Origin of the sequence: Halobacterium jilantaiense (assembly GCF_900110535.1) — an archaeon.
Lineage (GTDB): Archaea > Halobacteriota > Halobacteria > Halobacteriales > Halobacteriaceae > Halobacterium > Halobacterium jilantaiense.
This window is the reverse complement of sequence record NZ_FOJA01000001.1, coordinates 1,262,438-1,277,145: the sequence shown is the minus strand read 5'-3', so window position 1 is coordinate 1,277,145 and position 14,708 is coordinate 1,262,438. Positions and strand designations below refer to the sequence as shown.

14 protein-coding genes and 1 tRNA gene are annotated in these 14,708 nt (G+C 68.4%); 10 read left to right on the top strand and 5 right to left on the bottom strand.

The window, feature by feature from the left end; all coding sequences use genetic code 11:
- Positions 1-199: 199 nt before the first annotated feature.
- The 6 genes from BMW35_RS06575 to ncsA all read left to right on the top strand — a co-directional run bounded on the left by BMW35_RS06575 (position 200) and on the right by ncsA (position 6,439).
- A complete protein-coding gene (locus BMW35_RS06575; RefSeq protein WP_089668575.1) occupies positions 200-1,576 on the top strand; it encodes an HD domain-containing protein in 1,377 nt (458 codons plus the stop codon).
- A gap of 179 nt (positions 1,577-1,755) precedes the next feature.
- On the top strand, positions 1,756-2,907 hold the full coding sequence (gene phnD, locus BMW35_RS06570) for a phosphate/phosphite/phosphonate ABC transporter substrate-binding protein (RefSeq protein ID WP_143052162.1): 1,152 nt from the start codon (positions 1,756-1,758) through the stop codon (positions 2,905-2,907).
- The gene (gene phnC / locus BMW35_RS06565; RefSeq protein WP_089668574.1) at positions 2,904-3,743 is read left to right on the top strand and encodes a phosphonate ABC transporter ATP-binding protein; all 840 of its coding nucleotides are present in this window, start codon (positions 2,904-2,906) and stop codon (positions 3,741-3,743) included. The genes phnD and phnC overlap by 4 nt, the downstream gene beginning before the upstream one ends.
- Before the next feature lies 1 nt (position 3,744).
- The gene (gene phnE / locus BMW35_RS06560) at positions 3,745-4,545 is read left to right on the top strand and encodes a phosphonate ABC transporter, permease protein PhnE (protein ID WP_089668573.1); all 801 of its coding nucleotides are present in this window, start codon (positions 3,745-3,747) and stop codon (positions 4,543-4,545) included.
- Positions 4,545-5,345, top strand: coding sequence for a phosphonate ABC transporter, permease protein PhnE (phnE, locus tag BMW35_RS06555; protein ID WP_089668572.1), 801 nt, complete (start codon positions 4,545-4,547; stop codon positions 5,343-5,345). Before phnE (BMW35_RS06560) ends, phnE (BMW35_RS06555) begins: the two co-directional genes overlap by 1 nt.
- A gap of 125 nt (positions 5,346-5,470) precedes the next feature.
- Positions 5,471-6,439, top strand: a complete 969-nt coding sequence (ncsA, locus tag BMW35_RS06550) for a tRNA 2-thiolation protein NcsA (protein ID WP_089668571.1) — start codon at positions 5,471-5,473, stop codon at positions 6,437-6,439.
- A 78-nt stretch (positions 6,440-6,517) separates the two neighbouring features.
- On the opposite strand, the gene ftsZ is transcribed toward ncsA, so the two are convergent.
- The 3 genes from ftsZ to BMW35_RS06535 form a co-directional block, all read right to left on the bottom strand.
- Positions 6,518-7,708: a cell division protein FtsZ gene (gene ftsZ / locus BMW35_RS06545; protein ID WP_089668570.1), complete on the bottom strand. Its 1,191-nt coding sequence runs from the start codon at positions 7,706-7,708 to the stop codon at positions 6,518-6,520.
- A gap of 3 nt (positions 7,709-7,711) precedes the next feature.
- Positions 7,712-7,879 (bottom strand): ribbon-helix-helix domain-containing protein, encoded by a 168-nt coding sequence (locus tag BMW35_RS06540; RefSeq protein ID WP_089668569.1) that lies wholly within the window; start codon positions 7,877-7,879, stop codon positions 7,712-7,714.
- A 176-nt stretch (positions 7,880-8,055) separates the two neighbouring features.
- Positions 8,056-8,580: a double zinc ribbon domain-containing protein gene (locus BMW35_RS06535; protein WP_089668568.1), complete on the bottom strand. Its 525-nt coding sequence runs from the start codon at positions 8,578-8,580 to the stop codon at positions 8,056-8,058.
- A 119-nt stretch (positions 8,581-8,699) separates the two neighbouring features.
- Between BMW35_RS06535 and BMW35_RS06530 the strand changes: the two genes are divergently transcribed.
- Positions 8,700-8,773: transfer RNA gene (locus BMW35_RS06530), tRNA-Tyr, on the top strand.
- Positions 8,774-8,944: 171 nt separating this feature from the next.
- Here the strand turns inward: BMW35_RS06530 and BMW35_RS06525 are convergent.
- A complete protein-coding gene (locus BMW35_RS06525) occupies positions 8,945-9,814 on the bottom strand; it encodes a UbiA family prenyltransferase (RefSeq protein WP_177170789.1) in 870 nt (289 codons plus the stop codon).
- Between the two features lie 149 nt (positions 9,815-9,963).
- Here BMW35_RS06525 and BMW35_RS06520 point away from each other — a divergent pair, with 149 nt between their 5' ends.
- From BMW35_RS06520 to BMW35_RS06510, 3 genes are read left to right on the top strand one after another with little or no spacing between them, the layout of a single operon-like run.
- The gene (locus BMW35_RS06520) at positions 9,964-10,464 is read left to right on the top strand and encodes a hypothetical protein (RefSeq protein ID WP_089668567.1); all 501 of its coding nucleotides are present in this window, start codon (positions 9,964-9,966) and stop codon (positions 10,462-10,464) included.
- Positions 10,457-11,230 carry a nucleotide-binding protein gene (locus tag BMW35_RS06515; RefSeq protein ID WP_089668566.1) on the top strand — a complete coding sequence of 258 codons (774 nt, stop codon included), beginning with the start codon at positions 10,457-10,459 and terminating at the stop codon, positions 11,228-11,230. The genes BMW35_RS06520 and BMW35_RS06515 overlap by 8 nt, the downstream gene beginning before the upstream one ends.
- Positions 11,227-11,748 carry a DUF8054 family protein gene (locus tag BMW35_RS06510; protein WP_089668565.1) on the top strand — a complete coding sequence of 174 codons (522 nt, stop codon included), beginning with the start codon at positions 11,227-11,229 and terminating at the stop codon, positions 11,746-11,748. The genes BMW35_RS06515 and BMW35_RS06510 overlap by 4 nt, the downstream gene beginning before the upstream one ends.
- A 43-nt stretch (positions 11,749-11,791) precedes the next feature.
- Here BMW35_RS06510 and BMW35_RS06505 read toward each other — a convergent pair whose 3' ends face one another.
- On the bottom strand, positions 11,792-14,620 hold the full coding sequence (locus BMW35_RS06505) for an integrin alpha (protein WP_177170788.1): 2,829 nt from the start codon (positions 14,618-14,620) through the stop codon (positions 11,792-11,794).
- Positions 14,621-14,708: the final 88 nt, after the last annotated feature.

The window sequence follows — 14,708 nt, the reverse complement described above, 5'->3', positions numbered from 1 at the left end:
TTTTAGACGCGTCTAATCCCTAGTTGAGGGTAACCTATACTTGTAGTTGTTGACTGCGAAATCAGTGGTGGGGCCGAACTCGCATTGCCGTGGTCGAGCCCCGTCTCGCCCGCCCGGTGGGCCCGGGCTCCGCACTCGCTGACCGCAAGGCAGACTGTCCTCCACGCCCTGTCATCGACAATCCCGACTGCGCCCAACCATGCCAACGACACAGCTCAAAGACCCCGTCCACGGCTACGTCGAACTCGACCAGCCACTGCTCGACGGCATCGTCGACACGAAACCGTTCCAGCGCCTCCGGCACGTCCGCCAGCTCTCGGCGACGAACCTCGTCTACCCCGGCGCGAACCACACGCGCTTCGAGCACTCAATCGGCGTCTACCACCTCGCGAAGACCGTCTTCGAGAACCTCCGCGAGCAGCGGTACTTCTACCGGGACGCCACCACCGCCGAACTCGACGACATCCAGCGCACGCTGGAGTGCGCGGCACTCCTGCACGACGTCGGGCACCCGCCGTTCTCCCACCTCGGCGAGCGCTACCTCGACCGGCAGGACCTCCTCGACAGGCTCGCCGACCACGGCCTCCAGGAGACGTTCGCGGACGCCGGCGTCGGCGACGCACCCCTGCGCGAGGCCAGCCCGCACGAGCTGTTCGGCTGCCTGCTCGTCTGCCGGGAGTTCGCCGCCGCGCTCGAATCGATGGACGTCGACCCCCACGAGGTGTGCGCGCACGTCCTCGGGTACAGCCTCGCCTACGAGCGCGGCGGCCGCTGGCAGCACGGCGTCGCCGCTCAGATTCTCCACAGCCCCGTCGACGTCGACCGACTCGACTACATCACGCGGGACAACCAGATGACCGGCGCTGACGTCCTCAGCTTCGACACCGCGCGCATGGTCGCGTCCTACACCGCCCACCCCGACGAGGGGCTGGCGCTCTCGGACAAGGCCCTCTCCACCATCGGCAACTATCTCGAAGGGCGCATCGCGCTGTACATGTGGGTGACCCAGCATCACAAGTCGGTGTACGCCCACGCGCTCCTCCGGGCGCTCCTCGACGAACTCGACCGCCTGAGCGACGAGCCACCGGTGACTGTCGACGCCGTCCTCGACGGCGGCATCGACGACAACACCATCCTCGAACGGCTCCGGGTCGCCGCCCGCGACAACCCCGACTCCACGCTCGCCGCGCTCTACGACCGCTTCCGCGGCCGCGAGTTCCCCGAGACGTGCTGGAAACACCGCATCGCGTACGCCGACCGCGTCGACGCCGACATCGACGCCTTCGGGGAGTGGCTCTCCGGGAACGCCGACCGCCTCGAATCCCGGCTCGCCGACGAACTCGGCGTCCCCGTCCACGAGGTCTGGGTCGAGCAGTCCTACGTCCCCGAGTACGAGCCACAGGCCCTCGAAGACATCCCCATCGCGTACGGCGGCACCACCCGGTCGGTCGGCGACTGGGGGCTGTACGGCGACCGCGCGTTCGACTCCCCCATCCCCTTCGTCTTCGTGCCCTACGGCGTCGAGAAGCAGGCGACGCGCACGCTCACCGCGTGGTTCCACGACGAGACTGCGTGAGACACCGCCCTCCGATGGCCTGTCGTACGCGCTGCTCCGGCGGCGTCTGCTTCCCGCCCCAGTGACGACCAACACGCCGGTAGAGCTATGTAGTGGTATTGCCCGGAGCGTACCGGTTCCGTCCCGCAACGTATCAATATTATAAGCTCTCTTTGGGAGGTGCTGTTTGCACTCACCTGATGTCCGACAACGGTAGCGCCCACCGTCGTACCTTCCTGAAGACCTCCGCAGTCGCAGCCGCGGCCGGACTCGCCGGCTGTTCCGGACTCGGTAGCACCGGCGGCGACGGCGACAGCGGCAGCGACCCACTGATGACCGACGCAAGCGAGTTCGACGCAGCCGAACCCGAGTGGGAAGACCACAACTACCGCTCGAAGCCGCTCATCGACGAGGGGTTCGAGCGCGGCGGCCAGAGTGACCTCGAGAGCATGGGCGACCGCGAGGTCGACGAGGTGCCCCACGGCCAGCCGGTCCGGGAGACGCCCGACGACGAGAGCGAGTGGCTCGACCCGGACACACTCATTTTCACCGAGAGTCCGAGCGAAGACGTTCAGGGTCGCTACGAGGAGGACTTTCAGGCTGTCTTCGACCGCGTCGAAGAGGAGACGGGCAAGTCTGTCGAGTACAACAAGGTCGACAGCTACGCCGCCTCCGTCGAAGCGATGCGCTCCGAGCGCGCCCACATCGCGAACTTCTCGACCGGGACGACCTGCTTCGCGGTCAACCTCTGTGGTGCGGTCCCGTTCGCCGCCGGTATCGGTCCCGACGGCTCGTTCGGGTACCGGCTGTTCGCCACGACGCGAGCCGACGCGGGCGACGTCCAGAGCGTCGAGGACTTCGCGGACGACGACGTCAAGATTGCCCACGCGGAACCCGCCTCGAACTCCGGCCACCAGGCCCCGTCCGCGCTGTTCGACCAGTACTTCGACGTGACGGCCGGCGAGGACTACGAAATCAACTTCTCCGGCGGGCACTCCCAGACCACGCGGGGCATCGCCGCCGGTGACTACGACGCCGGCCCCATCTGCTCGACCTGCTTCAAGGACACCGTCGAAGGCGACAGCAGCCTGAGCTTCGACGACTTCAAAGTCGTCTGGGCGTCCGCGCCGTTCCCCAACGGCCCCATCGCGTACCGGTACAACCTCCACCCCGACATCCAGGAGGGCATCCGGGCCGCCTGGCTCGACTCGAACTTCGCTGACACGGCGTACGCCGAGCGGACCGGCTACAACGAGTACGTCCCCATCGAGTACCGCCGCCACTGGTACGACATCATGGTCATCCAGCGCTACAACGGCGTCGAGTACACGCAGAGCGCCCTCGGGGAATGACACTCGACGTTACCGACCTCACGAAGACGTACTCGTCGGGCGACGAAGCGCTGCGCGGCGTCAGCCTCTCGGTCGAGGGCAACGAGACGACGGCGATGATCGGTCCGAGCGGCGCGGGCAAGAGCACCTTCATCAGGTGCATCAACCGCCTCACCGAGCCGACCAGTGGCACCGTCACCCTCGACGGCACCGAGCTGACGGCGCTGGGCGACGACGCGCTCCGGGAAGCCCGCGGCGACATCGGGATGATCTTCCAGGAGTACAATCTGGTCGAGCGACTCACCGTCATGGAGAACGTCCTCACGGGCCGCCTCAGCTACGTCTCCGCGTGGCAGGCCTTCCGCCGGTCGTTCCCGCCGGAAGACATCCGGCGGGCCTACGACATCCTCGACCGCGTCGGCCTCGGCGACATGGAGGACAAGCGCGCCGACGAACTCTCCGGCGGCCAGCGCCAGCGCGTCGGCATCGCTCGCGCGCTCATCCAGCAGCCGAAGATTCTGCTCGTCGACGAACCGACGTCCAGCCTCGACCCCGAGACCTCGAACACGGTGATGCAGTTGCTGACCGAAATCGCCGCCGAGCGAGACATCCCGGTCCTCATCAACATCCACGAGGTGGACCTCGCAGTGGAGTACGCAGACCGCATCGTCGGCCTTCACGACGGCGAACTCGTCTTCGACGGCACGCCGTCCGAACTCGACGACGCCGGCTTCGACCGGGTCTACCGAGGAATCGAACGGCCCGACGCCGACACGTCGGCGTCCACGCCTGCAGACTCGGAGTCGGCGGCACCCCTCGACGCCGACCCCGGACGGTCGCTCCCGGGTGAGCCCTGAGATGGCGACCGACGAGCGAACGTGGCAGCGGCCGACGGCGTTCAGGCGACGCGAGCTGAAGTGGGTCGTCTACGCCGGCATCCTCGCGTTCTTCGTCTGGTCGGCGGCGGGCGTCGGCCTAGACCTCTCCCGTATCGTCCGCGGGTTCGGTCGCGGTGCGTCGCTGCTGGGTGACTTTCTGCCGCCCGACGCGACACCCAGACAGGCACAGCGCATCGTCGACAAGATGGCCGAGAGCGTCGCGATGGCGATGGTGTCGACGGTGACGGGCATCCTCCTCAGCGTCCCGGTCGCGTTCATGGCGGCCGAGAACCTCTCCCCGAAACCGCTGTACTACCTCAACCGCGGATTCATCGCCGTCTCACGCGCGCTCAACGCCATCATCGTCGCCATCCTCGTGGTGAAAGCCGTCGGGCTCGGCCCGTTGGCGGGCATCATCACAATCACGTTCAAGACAGTCGGCTTCTTCTCGAAGCTGCTCGCCGAAGACCTCGAAGACATCGACATGGGGAGCGTCGACGCGGTGCGCGCGGCCGGCGCGTCGTCGATTCAGACGCTCCTCTACGGCGTCGTTCCGCAGATAATCCCGCGGTTCGCCGGCCTGAGCGTCTACCGCTGGGACATCAACATCCGCACCTCGACCATCGTCGGCATCGTCGGCGCGGGCGGCATCGGGTCGGTGTTGCTCACCGCGTTCAACCGCTACAGCTACCAGTACGTCTCCGCGATTCTCGTCGCCATCGTCGCCGTCGTCCTCCTCGCGGAAGGCGTCAGCGCGGTCGTCAGACGGAGGTACCAGTGATGGCAAGCGCGAACGACAGCGAGACGTGGCAGCGGTTCGACCGCCGTCACCGACTCGGCCGACTCCTCGGGTGGCTCGGTGCGGCCGTCGTGTTCGCCGCCTCGTGGCGGTTCCTCGACATGGGCGTCACGAGACCCGAGATTATCCCGCGTGAAATCAGCGACCTGCTCACGCGGATGTACCCTCCGGACGTGGCGTACGCCGGCGACCTCGTCGGCCCGCTAATCGAGACGATTCACATCGCCGCGATGGGGACGGCCGGCGCGCTCGTCCTCGCGGTTCCGGTTGCACTCCTCGCCGCAGAGAACACGACGCCGAACGCGGCGACCTACTGGCTCGGAAAACTAATCGTCACGGTGAGCCGGTCGGTGAACACTATCGTCTGGGCGCTCGTCTTCGTCGTCGTGTTCGGGGCCGGGCCGCTCGCCGGAACCGTCGCAATCGCGTTTCGGTCGGTCGGCTTCCTCGGGAAACTGCTCGGCGAGGAAATCGAGGAGATCGACTTCGGGCAAGTGGAGGCGGTCCGTGCCTCCGGCGCGTCGTCGCTGCAAGTGCTGCTGTTCGGCATCCTCCCGCAGGTCAAGCCGGCGCTGGTCGGGCTGAGCGTCTACCGCTGGGACATCAACGTCCGAGACTCGACCATCCTCGGGTTCGTCGGCGCGGGCGGCATCGGCGTCCAGCTGTTCCGGGCGGTCAACGCGTTCGCTTGGCAGTCCGTGGCGATGATTCTCCTCGTGATTTTCGGCGTCGTCGTCGTCAGCGAGACGCTCTCGGCGTACACGCGGGGGATGGTCCGGTGACTGCCACCACTGCCGGCCCCTAATTGCTCCGCCACCCGAATTTGCTATCCCGCTATGTGATTTACGCGCCCGTTCCGGTCGGTGTCCCGAAACGGTGAAACCGCCGACCGCGCTACCTGTGCCCGATGGACTGCACGAAGTGCGACCGGGACGCGGTGATGCACGCCGCCTACTCCGGTGCCCACCTCTGCGAGCCACACTTCCTCGAGAGCGTGGAGCGCCGCGTGCGGCGGCGCGTCCGCGAGGACGACATGCTGCCCGCCGACGCCACCCCCGAAGACCCCGAGACGTGGGTCGTCGGGCTGTCCGGCGGGAAAGACAGCGTCGTCCTCACCGACATCCTCCACGACACCTTCGAGGAGGATCCCCGGGTCGAGCTGGTCGCGCTCACGATTCACGAAGGCATCGAGGGCTACCGCGACGAGAGCCTCGACGCCTGCGAGGAACTGGTCGCCGAGCGCGGCATCCGCCACGAGGTCGCGACCTACCGCGAGGAGTTCGACGTCGAGATGGACGACGTCGCCGAGGACGACCCACTGGACATGGCACCGTGTGCGTACTGCGGGGTGTTCCGCCGGGACGTGCTCGCGCGGTACGCCGACGAGTACGACGCGGACAAACTCCTCACCGGGCACAACCTCGACGACGAGGCCGAGACCGCACTGATGAACGTCTTCGAGGGGAACGTCGAACAGGTCGCGAAACACTTCGACGCCAGTCTGGGGCCGTTCGGTGAGCGCAACGAGAAAGACGGGATGATTCCGCGCGCGAAACCGCTCCGTGACGTTCCCGAAAAAGAGGTCGCGCTGTACGCCCAGCTCCGCGACCTCCCGGTCCACATGGAAGAGTGCCCGCACGCCAGCGAGGCGTTCCGCGGCGAGATTCAGGACCTCCTCCTGAAACTCGAGGAGAACCACCCCGGAACGCGGCACTCCATCATGGCCGGCTACGAGGAACTCGCGAGTCTCGCGGCCGACGAGTACGGAGACGACGAGGACGGCGAAACCGTCGGTGAGTGCGAGGAGTGTGGCGCGCCGACGACCCAGGACCGCTGCCGGAAGTGCGCGCTCGTCGACGCAGTCGAGTCAGTGTAGGCCGACTGGCAGGACCGACGGCACCGCGCAGAGTGCCGTCGCTCGGCAATCGCAAAGAGAGAGAGAGAAGACTGCCGATTACCGGATGACGTCGAGACCGTTCTCCTGCTCGACCTCGTCCTGACCGCCGTCGGAGTGCGCACCGCCGAAGCCGCCCGTCGACGCGTCGTCGGCCACGCGCTGCTTCGAGTCCGAGGACTCGACGTCTCGGAGCTCCTTCCGGGACTTGTCGGCCTGCTTCTGCGTGCTCGGGCCGAGTACCTGCGCGGACTGCACGCCCGTCATGATGGCCATGACGCGCACCTTCCCCTTGTAGTTCTCCTGGATGCGAGCGCCCCAGATGACGTTCGCGCTCGCGTCCAGACGCTCCGTGATGTTGTCGGCGATGCCCTCGGCCTCTTTCAGCGTGAGGTCCGGGCCGCCAGTGATGTGGACGAGCCCGCCGCTCGCGCCGCGATAGTCGACGTCCAGCAGCGGGTGGTTCATCGCGTCCTTGACGACCTCGTTGGTCTTGTTCTTGTCCTGGGTCTCACCGACCAACATCACCGCCACGCCGCCCTGGTTCATGATGGCGGTCATGTCGGCGTAGTCGAGGTTGATGAGGCTGGGCTGCGTAATCGTCTCACTGATGCCCTTGACCGTCTCCGCGATGATCTGGTCCATCACGGAGAACGCGTCCCCGATGGGGAGGTTGGGCACGTAGTCCAGCAGCCGGTTGTTGTCGAGAACGATGATGGAGTCGGCTTCCTCGCGGAGCTTCTCCAGGCCCTCCTCGGCCTTGACGGTGCGGGCGCGCTCGACGTTGAACGGCGTCGACACCATGCCGACGACGATTGCGCCCTGCTCTTTGGCGATCTTCGAGACGACCGGCGCTGCGCCGGTCCCCGTTCCGCCCCCCATACCGGCGGTCACGAACACGAGGTCCGCGTCGCCGAGTACCTCCTTGATCGTCCCCTGAGCCATATCGGTCGCGCGCTCGCCCATCGACGGGTCGCCGCCAGCGCCGAGCCCGTTGGTCAGGGACTTGCCGACGAGAATCTTCGTGTCGGCCTCGATCATCTTCAGGTGCTGCTTGTCGGTGTTGATGGCGACGGTGTCCGCGCCCTCGACACCGATGTTGTACAGCCGGTTGACGGTGTTGTTGCCAGCGCCGCCGCAGCCGACGATGACGATGCGGGGGTCGCCGAACTCGTCGCCGTCGGTGCTGGCGTCCATCTCGCGCTTCTCGGCTTCGGCGTTGTCGAGGGCGTCCTGAACGATGTCCTGCATCGTCTACACCTTCGCCCAGTTCTTCGGACCGGTCTGGTCCGTCTGCTCGTCGATCATCTCGCGAACGGCGGAGCGAATCGCCTCGCTCCGGTTGGGGAACTTCCCCCGTTCGACCATCTGTTCCACCTCGTCGATCTGCTGTTCCGGAATCCGGAGTGTCACACGCTCCATATTTGGTATCCCCGTGTTGGTAAGACGGACCCGGTCTCCCGCTTCCGTGTCTTACACCACCGGGTTGGCGCGAAGGGGCCGCGCCATCTGGTGATTCTGTGTAAGACGACCGTCTTACGTACGAGTACCCAGAGCAGCTTGCTACATATAACTAACGGCGAATGTAAACAGCTGTCTTACCCCTGCCGGTCGAGCGCGTCTGCGGACGCCGTCCGACGGCCGCAGTGCGGGCAGAACGCCCAGTCGGCCCGAACTTCGTCGCCGCACTCACAGAAGACGCGATGCGACGCTTTCTCCCCGCAGTTCGGGCAGTACACGTGCTCGCCGGACAGCGACGACCCGCACTGCTTGCACGACCGCTCGCCGTCCCCCCCGGGCTGCTGGCGGCCGCGGCCGGCGTCGGCCGCGCGCTGACCCGTGCCCGACGACTCCGCGTCGACGGACGCGCCGTCGTCGGTCTCCACGGTGATGTTGATGTTTACGTCACGCGCGCCTCCGGACCGGCCGGCCGGCTCGGCGGCGTCCCCGACCAGCCCGTCGACGCGATCGGCGACCATCGCGTCCAGCGACCCGCCGGCGTCCACGCGACTCTCCGTGAGGTACGTGCGAAGCGCCTCCCGCATGACCTCGCTCTTCGAGGCGTCGAGGTCCTCGACGGCAGCGACGAGGTCGTCGTCCGCGCGGAACGTGACTTTCGACATGACGGTTGTCAGGCACTACCGCTTCGCCCCTTATTAAATGTGCTGTCGCGTCTGACAATCGTCTCCCGAACTGGAATGATAACCCTTAAATTTCGACGCCGGCCTACGTTCGAGTGCATCCGCCCTTAGCTCAGACTGGTAGAGCAGTCGACTGTAGATCGACTTGTCCCCCGTTCAAATCGGGGAGGGCGGATTTTCTGCGACCCTCTGGCCTTCGCGATTCGGTACGGCAGTCCCACGCTCGTGAGACCGTCTGGCCGCGACTCGAATAAGAGACCGATACCGGCTTCCGGCGGCCGGCAGCCCCGAAGCCACGAACCGACGGCATGTAAACAGCTGTCAACGACTGTGTAGCTGCTCGAAATTACAGCATACCGGCTCCGTGAAGTACGAGGACAATCAGTGCGAGGACGACGTGTTCGCCGTCGACGACGAGGCCGTAGAAGAGCGCGCTGCGGTCGGGGGTCGCGAACGGGACGTAGGCCGCGACGTAGGCGTGGAGGACGAGTAGGACGAGGAAGCGACCAGGAAGCACCCGGGTCGCGACGAGCGCGACGACGGCGAGGGCGAGGGCCGCGTTCGCGAGTGTCGCGACCCGGCGGGCCGCGGCCGGCCCGTAGCGGACCGGAATCGTGTCGATGCCGGCGGCACGGTCACCGTGGACGTCCTTGACGTCGAAGACGACGGCGGCGACGGTGATGACCGAGCCGGTCCAGGCGGCGAGCAGCCAGACCCGTGGGTCGCCGAGTCGAGCGGCGTGTGCGCCGACGCCGAGCGGGACCGCGGCCCACGCGCCGCCGACGAGGAGGTTCTTCGCGAGGAACACGCGTTTCGCGCGCAGGCCGGAGTAGACGCCGACGGCGACGACGGGGAGCGCGAGGAACTCGACGTAGCGGACGCCGCGAGCGGCGGCGAGCGCGACGGCGGCCACGTACAGTAGCGTGCTGGCTGCGACCACCGTGCGGCCGTGGCGTCGCGCGAACGCCGCGCGTCTGGGGAGGTTCGCGGCGTCGACGTCGGCGTCGGCGACGCGGTCGGCGCTGTAGACGAACAGCGTGGCGGCGAACACGACGAACAGCGCGAGCGGGTCGACGGGGACGCGGACGAGGGCCGCGGTGGTGGCGGCGACACTGGTGGCGGCCAGCGAGACGACGAGGTTGCCGTGGACGGCGCGGCGCGCGAGCCCAGCGAGCGCGCTCCCTGAGACGCCGGCCGGGTGGTCGTCGGACCCCATCTGGCGTGTCCGTCGCTCGGCGTCGGCGACCGATAAAGCCGGTTCGCGTCCCCGGCGTCTGGGAACTGGCCGCTGACCAGACAGATCTGGTCGAATGTTTGCAGAATCTGCTCGGAAAATATTTAATCGGGTAGCGTCCATAGGCTGGTGTGACACTTCTGGTCGCGGACGCGACGCGGTCGACGCTCTCGGAGGTGCTGGACGACGCCGAGGCCGTCGCCGTCGACGACCTCGCCGCCGCGCTCTCCGCTGGCGACGACCGGGTGGTGGTCGTCGACTGCGCGGCGGCGGACGCCGATTCGGCGGCGGCGACCGTCCGCGCTCGGGCACCGGACGCTGTGGTCGTGAGCGTCGGCGGCGACGGTGGCGACGTGGTGGCGGCGACCGGAGACGAGGAGGCGGTGTCGGCAGCGGTGGCGCGGGCACAGACCGTCGCGGCGTACCGGGCGTCGGTGTCGGCGCTCTACGAGGCGTGCCGGGGGCGTGCGCTCGGTCGACCGCGCGAGGACCTCCGGGAGACGCGCGCGAACGCCGACCGGCGGCTCGCCGAGCTGCCGTCGGACCGCCAGACGGTCGCGGCGGCGCTCCGAACGCGCGACGAAGCGGCCGGAACCGACGTGAACGACCAGCGGGACGCAACCGATGGTTGAGGCGTTCGCGGTCGCGTCGGGGAAGGGCGGCACCGGGAAGACGACGAGCACGCTCGCGCTCGGTCTCGCGCTCGCCGACGACTACGACGTGACCGTCGTGGACGCCGACACGGGGATGGCGAACCTGCTGTTCCACGCTGGGCTGGCGGACGTGGACGTGACGCTGCACGACCTCCTGCTGGCGGACGCCGACGCCGCCGTCTCGGACGCGGTCTACGAGCGACACGGGATGCGCGTGGTGCCCTGCGGGACGAGCCTCTCTGATTTCCGCGCGGCCGAACCGGAGCGGCTCCGGGACGTGGTCGCCGAACTCGCCAGCGACACGGACGTTCTCCTGCTGGACTCGCCAGCGACGCTCGCCAGCCGGGACGCCGTCCTCCCCGTCGTGCTCGCGGACCGAACGGTGCTCGTGGTCGAACCGACGATTCCCGCCATCTCGGACGCCCTCAAGGTTCAGGAGTACGCGGCCTCCTACGGCACGGGCGTCGCGGGCGTGCTGTTCAATCGCGTGACCGACGGCGACGCCGTCGACCGCGTCGCGGCGAAAGCCGACCGCTACTTCGAGGGGCCGACGCTCGCAGCCGTTCCCGAGGACGACGCGGCGCGGGCGGCGCGGCGCGCGGGCGAACCGCTGCTTGCACATGCTCCGGACAGCGACGCCGCGGCAGCTTATCGGACGGCCGTCGACGCGCTCGACGTGCAGGCGAGCGACGCGGACGCGGTCGCCGACCGGTTCCGGAGCGCAGTGGTCCCCGACCAGCCATGACGACGCCCGTGTCGTTCTCCCGGGTCGTCGAGGACGCAGCAGCCGCGCTGGGGCTCGCGCTCGACCGCGAACTCACGGGGTACGCCGAGTTCACGCCCCAGGACGCGCTCCTGCTGGACGACGGCGGCGCGGGCGTGCTGGCGTTCGAGGCGGGCGTCCCGACGCACGTCAAGCACTCCGGCTCCGGGCGCGGCGGTGACGCGGCGCTCGGCGACCTCGCGGTGCCCGGGCCGCTGCGCGTGGAGTGTTACGCTGGCGGCGACCCGCCCGTCCCCGAGACCGAGCAGTTCGCCGTCGCGCCGGGAACGCCGGCCGAGCGCCTCGCTGGCGACGCCGACCTCGCCGACCGCACCCGCGCCGCGGCCCCGGCCGACGGCAGTCAGGGTGGGGAGTCGATGGACGCCGTCGAAGCGTTCCTCGAGGACGACGAGAAGATCGACGCGCTCCGGGAGCGCGCCCGCGAGGAGGCGACCGAGCGGGCCAGCGAGTGGGGCTTCGAGGAGTTCGCAGAGGACTGACTCCTGCTCGTCGCGCCGCGGCGAAAGAACGGGCGTCGGGGAGTTACTCGCGGGTGCGGACGAACAGACCGAGAGAGCCCACGAGCCCGACGAGCGCGGCTCCCGTCGCAGTGCTGGTCGAAGGCGTGGTGCTGGTCGGGGTTTCGGTGGTGGTCGAGGTTTCAGTTGTAGTGTTAGTTGGGGTTTCGGTGGTGGTCGGAGTCTCTGCGGTCGTTGGCTGTTCAGTCGTGGTCGGTTCCTCGGTGGTGGTTGGTTCCTCAGTTGTAGTCGGGGTCTCGGTGGTGGTGGTCGGAGTCTCGGTGGTGGTTGACTGCTCAGTCGTAGTCGTGGGCGGCTCGACAGGACACTGTTCGACGCTGACGGCTGCCTCGGTCTGGCCGTTGACGGTGACGTTGTCGGAGGCGAACGAGTCGTCGGTCGCGTAGCGGGCGTCGACGGTGTAGCCGCCTGCCGTCACGTTCACGGTGGCGCTGTCACCTGGGTCGACGTCCTGAGCGGTGGCGACCGGGTCACCGGACGCGTTCCGGACGCGGAAGTCGACGGGCTCCGCGCTGTCACCGGGGGTAGTCACGGTGATTTGCTCGCACTCTTCGGAGACCGCCGTGGTGTCGGTCGGCTGTCGACAGCTGGCGACTGCGACCGTCGCCTCGGTCTGGCCGCTGACGGTGACGTTGTCGGAGGCGAACGAGTCGCTGGTCACGTAGCGAGCGTCGACGGTGTAGTCGTCACCGGTGAGTCCGTCGATGGTGTCGCCCTCTCCGGGCGCGACGTCTCGGACGGTGGTGACCAGGTCGCCGGACCCGTTCCGGACGCGGAAGTCGACGTTCCCGTCGTTGTCACTCGGATTTCTGACGGTCAGCTGCTCGCACTCTTCGGTGACGGCCACGGTGTCCTGCGTGCCTCTCGGCTCGTCGCAGTCGACAGTGAGCGTGCCGTCGCCGATGTCGGTGCCGTCCTCGGCCTCGGCACTCCACTGGTAGTCACCGTCGTCGAGGTCGGAGACCACGAGGGAGTCGTTGGCGGTGCCGTTGGCAGTCAGCGTGTAGTTGTCGCCCTCGATGCTGAAGGTGGCGTTCTGGTCGTTCGGATTGGTGACTGTCAGCTCGCCCTGTTCGTCGACGCACTCCAGTGTCACCAGCACGTCGTCGGGTTCGTCGCAATCGACGGTGAGCGTGCCACCGCCGACGTCCGTGCCGTCCTCGGTTTCCGCGCTCCACTGGTAGTCGCCGTCGTCGAGGTCGGAGAGCGTAACCGAATCGTCGTCCGAACCGTCGGCGGCGAGGGTGTAGCTGTCGCCCTCGATGGTGAACGTGACGCGCTCGCCGTTGGGGTTGCTGACCGTGACCGTCCCCTGCTCGTCGGCGCACTCCGTGGTGACGACGACGTCCTCCGGTTCGGGCTCCGGCTCTGGCTCCGGTTCCGGCTCGGGGCAGTCGCCGGCGACGAGGTAGGCGGCACCGGCGTCGACGGCGCTGGAGTTGTTGAACGGTGCGCCGACGAGGACGTCCTTGTCGCCGCCACCAGTCACGTCCATCGCGTCGGAGACGGCGGTGCCGGCGCGGTCGCCTTCGCCCTCACCGGCGAGCGTCGCGTCGGCCGTCGAGAGGTTGCGCTCGGTCGCGGGGGACTCGCTGCCGGCGACGACGTAGACGGCTCCGGCCTCGACGGCCGTCGAGTTGTTGCCGGGTGCGCCCACGAGCACGTCGGCATAGTCGTCGCAGGTCACGTCGCCGGACCCGGCCGAGGAGACCGAGTAGCCGGCGAAGTCGTCCTCGCCCTCGCCGGCGAGCGTCGTCCCGGCGTCGGAGAGGTTCACCGTGCCGGTGTCGCCCTCGCCACCGTAGACCACGTATGCGATGCCGGCGTTCGACTCGCTGTCCGCCGTCTCGGCGGTCGGCGCGCCGACGAGGACGTCGTCGTAGCCGTCGTCGTCAACGTCGCCGGCCTCGGCGACGTCCCAGCCCGCGCGGTCGCGAGCGGCGTCGCCGGCGAGCTTCAGCCGGGCGTCCGCCAGCGAGACCGTCCCCACGTCGGTCTCCGTGAGGAGGTAGACGGCACCGGCGTCGGTGGCGGTGGAGTTGTTCCACGGCGCACTCACGAGAATATCCTGACTGCCGTCTCCGTCGACGTCGCCGGCTTCGGCGACGGACCAGCCGGCGGCGTCGCCGCTGCCTTCGCCGGTGAGTGTCGTGCTGGCGTCAGCGAGCGAACCGACGCCGGGGTCGACGTCCGAGACGACGTACGCAGCGCCGGCGTTGGCGGCGGAGGCGTTACTCCCGGGTGCCCCGACGAGCACGTCGTCGCCGTCGGTTCGGTTCACGGCGGCGACGGACCAGCCGGCGCGGTCGCCCGCGCTCTCGCCGCGGAGCACGTGGTCCGCGTCCGAGAGCGACCCGTTCTCGGGGAGGTCGTCGCCCCCGTCGACGACGTACACCGTGCCCGCGGACTGGCCGTTGGCGTCTTCGAGCGGCGCGCCGACGACGAGGTCGTCCGCCCCGTCGTCGTCCACGTCCCCCGCGGCCACGGCGTAGCCGGCGCGGTCGCCGGCGTCGACGCCGTGGAGCGTGACGCTGGCGGACGCCGCGTCGATGTCGCCGTCCTCGACGGGACCGTAGAACACGTAGACCGCGCCGGAGTTGGTCCCCTCACCCGTGTTGTTCTCGGGCGCGCCGACGACGACGTCCTCGACGCCGTCCCCGTTGAGGTCTCCGTGCGCGAGCGCAGTCCCGAACGTGTCGTTGGCACCTGCCCCCGCGAACGTCGTGCTCGCGTCGCCGAGCGAGCCTGTCTCGGGAACGAGCGGCGTCTGCTGCACTGGACCGTCGCCCGTAGCGTCGCTGGCGTCGCCCGCGGTCGATCCGACGACCCCCACACTCGCCGGAGCGACGACGAGTACTCCAACGACGAGTAGTGTGAGGAGTCTGCTCGTGCGTGACGATGCACTCTGTCGCTCGCCTGGT